The following is a 4,339-nucleotide window of genomic DNA, read 5'->3' as shown; positions in this document are numbered from 1 at the left end:
TGTGAGGCGTTGAGCTAACATGTACTAATGACTCGAGAGGCTTAACCATACAACCCAGATGGGTTTTGCTAAGCGAACTTAGACAGAATACAGATACTTGATAAAGTTAAAGACTCAAACAGAAAATCAGCTTTTCAAATTTTAATTAAAAGGTTAATTACGCAGGAAATTGTTAGGCTGACAAAGCCGTGACGAGCGAGGCGCGGAGTGTACGTTAGTACATGAGCACAGTAGCGAGGAGACAATGCCGTCAGACGGACAATTAACCAGTAAGAATTTGCTTGGTGACAATAGCATTGTGGTCCCACCTGATCCCATCCCGAACTCAGAAGTGAAACGCAATCGCGCCGATGGTAGTGTGGGGTCTCCCCATGTGAGAGTAGGTCATCGCCAAGCGCCTAATTATCTCATTGAGATGTAACGAAGCCAGCTGAATAAGCTGGCTTTTTTGCATCTGAAATTTATGAGTCTGAGTGATTTTTCTACTTTCCTCTCAGCTCTTCATCAAGCCATCTTCTCTAGCATGAGCTGCAATCCTCGCTTTTAGCAGTTACAATACGCTTTTGTCGTCATTGAACAAACACATGTCTCTATCTCATAGCCTTCAATCGTTTAATTCCTTTGGTTTAGCCCAGTCTTGTGCCGATCTTGTTGAGGCACACTCAAAAGACGCTATTAAGGCGATATGTCTACCACTATGGCAACAGCAGTTGCCTATGCTGGTGCTTGGTGGCGGTAGCAATCTGGTCTTTACGGAGGATTTTAACGGTACTGTCGTCAGGATTTTGTCTAAGGGCATAAAAGTATCTGAAGACGAAGAAGCGTTTTACCTCGAGGTTGAGGCGGGCGAGAATTGGCACGAGTTAATTCAGTTTACGCTCGAGCATGGCATGTTTGGGCTGGAGAATATGGCGTTAATTCCAGGAACAGTTGGAGCATCACCTATTCAGAATATTGGCGCTTATGGTGTTGAACTATGTGATGTGTGTAATTGGGTTGAGTATCTTGATTTAGCCTCTGGTGAGTTTGTGAGGATCAGCACTGCTGAGTGTCAATTTGCATACCGAGAGTCTATTTTCAAAGACAAATTGCGCAATCTCGCGGTAGTAACTGCTGTTGGGCTGCGCTTAGCTAAACGTTGGCAACCGCGTTTGGCCTATGGTCCATTACAATCGTTTGATCCTGCAACCGTTACAGCGCATGAGATTTTTGAGCGCGTATGCCAAGTACGCAGTGAAAAGCTTCCAGATCCTGCTGTGCTTGGCAATGCCGGCAGTTTCTTTAAAAACCCGATTGTTAGCGCGGTCTGTTATCTAGATTTAGCACAGCGCTTTCCAACCATTGTGGGTTATGCACAAGTGGATGCTACAGTGAAGTTGGCGGCAGGCTGGTTGATTGAACAAACCGGACTGAAAGGTTTTGTGCTCGGCAATGCGGCAGTGCATGACAAGCAAGCCTTAGTGTTAGTGAATCGAGGAGGAGCAACGGGGCATGATATTTGCCGCTTGGCGCTGCATGTTATTGCGCAAGTACGGGATAAATTTGGTGTAGTGCTAGAAGCCGAACCTAGAATCATAGGGGCTAACGGTGAAGGAGATTTGCATGTCTGATCATTGGGGAAGAAAACGCCAGATACTAGCTTTATTATCAAGCGGGCAATTTGTTTCAGGCGAGCAGTTAGCCACTGAACTTGGGATTTCTCGCGCCGCAGTGAATAAACATATTGATGTGTTAGAAACCTATGGGGTATCTATCTATAGCGTAAAAGGTCGAGGTTATAAACTCGCCCATGCTATTTCTTTGATTGATCCGGTACGTTTAGTGCAATCTATTGAAGATCGATGTTTTTATTTTGATGAAATCCCAAGTACCAACGCTTTTATGTTGAGTCACACGAGTGAACTGAAGCGTGGTGATGTGTGTGTGGCCGAGTATCAATCTGCCGGGCGCGGCCGAAGGGGACGAACTTGGGTATCTCCATATGGACACCATCTGTACTTCTCTCAATTTTGGTCATTCCCACAGGGTATGGCACAGGCCATGGGCTTAAGTCTGGTCGTAGCTTGTACTTTAGTTGAAGTGCTTAAATCCTATGGCGTTGAAAATATTGGGGTTAAATGGCCTAATGATATTTATCTCAACCATAAGAAGTTAGCGGGTATTTTGATTGAAATGTCGGGACAGGCCGATAGCGAGTGCCAACTGATTATTGGTATCGGCGTGAATATGGCGATGTCGGAAGAGCAAGCAAAGGGCATTGATCAGCCATGGAGTGATTTATCGACCTTAGCAACTATGCCGGATAAAACCGATCTAGTGATTGCGCTGCAAAAGCAGCTTAAGCGAGATATACAATTATTTGAGCGTGAGGGTTTGGCGGCATTTAAGGCGCGTTGGCAGGAGGCTGACTTATTCTATGGCAAAGAGATCCGTTTGCTGATGGGCGAAAACCATGTTGACGGTATTTGTCGCGGCGTAGATGAGCAGGGTGCTGTATTGCTCGAAACCGCCGATGGTATTCAAGCTTTCATCGGCGGTGAGATTAGCCTAAGGGCGCGTTAAGCTTATTGTGCTATTTACGCATCAATACATGTGACATGAGATGATCCTGACCTTTCTGTAGGATCAAATGGGCTCTTTCTCGAGTCGGTTGAATATTCAATTGCAGGTTTGGGCCATTAATGGTGTCCCAAATATTGGCGGCAATCGTATTGGCTTCATCGTCGGTTAGTGTCGAGTAGTGATGAAAGTAGGATTTTTCATCACTAAAAGCCCCTTGACGAAATTGTAAAAAACGCTCTTTATACCATTGCTTTAAAAGCGTTTCTTCAGCATCAACATAAATAGAAAAATCAACAAAATCAGAAACGAATGGCCTACGAGTATCCACGGGGGAATCTAATCCCGTTTGTAAAACATTGAGTCCTTCGAGGATCAAAATATCGGGTTGTGAGACAGTCTGGTGCTGATTGCGGATCCGGTCATAGGTGACGTGGGAGTAAATAGGCGCTTTAACATGTGCCTGACCAGACTTTACGGCGGAAATAAACTCCACCAACATTTTCATATCGTAACTTTCTGGGAAGCCTTTGCGCTGGAGCAGCCCTTTACGTTTTAGATCGGCTAAGGGATACAGAAAGCCATCGGTGGTGACCAAATCGACTTTAGGATGCTCGGGCCAGTGGCGTAGTAAAGCCTGTAAAATACGTGCTGTGGTACTTTTACCCACGGCGACACTGCCAGCAATGCTAATAATGTAAGGACTCGGAGAAGGTTTTTGCCCTAGGAATTCATCAAGTACTAAACCGCGTTGCTGTTTTGCCTTAACAATTAAATTGAGTAACCGACTCAGGGGAAGATAAATATCTGTTACCTCAGAGAGCGAAACCTTCTCATTGATACCCCGAAGATTTTCCAAATCCTGTTCACTCAGCGTTAGGGGGACTGAATCCCTTAACTCGGACCATTGGGTGCGTTCAAAGGCAAGATAGAGTGCTTTTTGAATTGGATTTATAGATGTCATTGGCTTTCCTCGGCTTAGGAAAGGCACAGTACACCATGACCTTATTGGCGACAATACAAAATCAACGATTAGGGCCTTGTTTCATTCCTACAGGGTTGTATTCGATGTGTAATTCATCGTCAAATGCCATTAACGTGTAAAAAAACATCATTTGACTGCTTTTTTTAAACAAATAGATGTTTTTTGCTTGCACTCAGGGGCACATTTACCTAATATCCCGTTCCGAAATGATTTGCCGGCATAGCTCAGTTGGTAGAGCAACTGACTTGTAATCAGTAGGTCCCGAGTTCGACTCTTGGTGCCGGCACCATTTTACTGGAGGGGTTCCCGAGTGGCCAAAGGGATCAGACTGTAAATCTGACGGCTCCGCCTTCGAAGGTTCGAATCCTTCTCCCTCCACCATTTTTTCTAGGTAGTTAGGTAGCCTTAGTTAGGTTGCGCGGGCATCGTATAATGGTATTACTCCAGCCTTCCAAGCTGATAACGCGGGTTCGATTCCCGCTGCCCGCTCCAAATTTGTATGCTGATATGGCTCAGTTGGTAGAGCACACCCTTGGTAAGGGTGAGGTCGGCAGTTCGAATCTGCCTATCAGCACCAGCCTTTCTGAACTAAGCTCCTATACCTAACATAATCGGTTCGATGTCATTTATATGCATCGGATTTTTTCTATATGTAAGTTTTCATCACCAAGACTCTTGGATTGAGGCAATACCATGGCTAAAGCTAAATTTGAACGTATTAAGCCCCATGTAAACGTGGGCACCATTGGTCACGTTGACCATGGTAAAACCACTCTGACTGCAGCTATCTCTCAC

At 45.1% G+C, this 4,339-nt stretch carries 4 protein-coding genes, 4 tRNA genes and 1 rRNA gene; 8 read left to right on the top strand and 1 reads right to left on the bottom strand.

Features of this window, described 5'->3' with window-relative positions; genetic code table 11:
* Positions 1-280 precede the first annotated feature (280 nt).
* The 3 genes from rrf to birA all read left to right on the top strand — a co-directional run bounded on the left by rrf (position 281) and on the right by birA (position 2,562).
* Positions 281-396, top strand: a 5S ribosomal RNA gene (rrf, locus tag COW15_RS15705).
* A 188-nt stretch (positions 397-584) separates the two neighbouring features.
* Entirely contained in the window at positions 585-1,610 is a 1,026-nt protein-coding gene (murB, locus tag COW15_RS15700; protein WP_293633507.1) for a UDP-N-acetylmuramate dehydrogenase, read from the top strand.
* Entirely contained in the window at positions 1,603-2,562 is a 960-nt protein-coding gene (gene birA / locus COW15_RS15695) for a bifunctional biotin--[acetyl-CoA-carboxylase] ligase/biotin operon repressor BirA (RefSeq protein ID WP_293633505.1), read from the top strand. Before murB ends, birA begins: the two co-directional genes overlap by 8 nt.
* A 10-nt stretch (positions 2,563-2,572) precedes the next feature.
* Here the strand turns inward: birA and coaA are convergent, their stop codons facing one another.
* Entirely contained in the window at positions 2,573-3,523 is a 951-nt protein-coding gene (gene coaA / locus COW15_RS15690) for a type I pantothenate kinase (protein ID WP_293633503.1), read from the bottom strand.
* 234 nt (positions 3,524-3,757) lie between these two features.
* Between coaA and COW15_RS15685 the strand changes: the two genes are divergently transcribed.
* The 5 genes from COW15_RS15685 to COW15_RS15665 all read left to right on the top strand — a co-directional run.
* A tRNA-Thr gene (locus COW15_RS15685) sits at positions 3,758-3,833 on the top strand.
* A gap of 7 nt (positions 3,834-3,840) precedes the next feature.
* Positions 3,841-3,925: transfer RNA gene (locus tag COW15_RS15680), tRNA-Tyr, on the top strand.
* Between the two features lie 37 nt (positions 3,926-3,962).
* Positions 3,963-4,036, top strand: a tRNA-Gly gene (locus COW15_RS15675).
* A 9-nt stretch (positions 4,037-4,045) separates the two neighbouring features.
* Positions 4,046-4,121: transfer RNA gene (locus tag COW15_RS15670), tRNA-Thr, on the top strand.
* A 116-nt stretch (positions 4,122-4,237) separates the two neighbouring features.
* On the top strand, positions 4,238-4,339 hold a 102-nt coding region (locus COW15_RS15665), incomplete at its 3' end, for a GTP-binding protein (protein WP_293633509.1).

It is taken from the genome of Shewanella sp. CG12_big_fil_rev_8_21_14_0_65_47_15 (genome assembly GCF_002783505.1).
Classification (GTDB): Bacteria; Pseudomonadota; Gammaproteobacteria; order Enterobacterales; family Shewanellaceae; genus Shewanella.
This window is presented reverse-complemented; position numbering and strand designations above follow the sequence as displayed.

Excerpts from the sequence above, each read along its gene's own strand:
- murB (WP_293633507.1), top strand. The coding sequence starts at position 585 with ATGTCTCTATCTCATAGCCTTCAATCGTTTAATTCCTTTGGTTTAGCC.
- birA (WP_293633505.1), top strand. The coding sequence starts at position 1,603 with ATGTCTGATCATTGGGGAAGAAAACGCCAGATACTAGCTTTATTATCA.
- coaA (WP_293633503.1), bottom strand. The coding sequence starts at position 3,523 with ATGACATCTATAAATCCAATTCAAAAAGCACTCTATCTTGCCTTTGAA.